The 423-nt window shown below is 60.0% G+C and carries 1 protein-coding gene; it reads left to right on the forward strand.

Annotation, left to right across the window (positions count from 1 at the left end; genetic code table 11):
• Positions 1-423: glutamate synthase-related protein (locus AB9K35_RS24560; protein ID WP_369930235.1), on the forward strand; the 423-nt coding region annotated here is incomplete at both ends.

Here is a 423-nt window from a genome sequence, read left to right on the forward strand (position 1 = left end):
CGCAACTACCCGATTATGGGTCACATGCGTTTCCTTCTGGAATCCATCCGGCCAGAGATCCGCCAGTATATGCTGGAAGGCGACCGCGAAGAGGTGCCGTTCTCTCGCGAGGCAAGGGCCCTGGTGTATCAGCGCGCTAAATGCGTCGAAGACAAGCGGCCTTTCGGCACCACCGAGAATGTCTATGGCTCCGGCTATGGCTGGATCACTCACTCGGCCGCTCCGGTCGATATCGAAGATAGCGATTTCCGTGTCACCATCGGCGGCCCCGATTGTCACCAGCCCTATTCGGCGTCCCTGTTCAACATCTCGGCGATGAGCTTCGGATCCCTGTCGAAGAACGCGATCCTGGCGCTGAACACCGGCGCCAGAAAGGGCGGTTTTGCCCATGACACCGGCGAGGGGTCAATCTCCCGCCACCAC

Origin of the sequence: Leisingera sp. XS_AS12 (assembly GCF_041224635.1) — a bacterium.
Lineage (GTDB): Bacteria > Pseudomonadota > Alphaproteobacteria > Rhodobacterales > Rhodobacteraceae > Leisingera.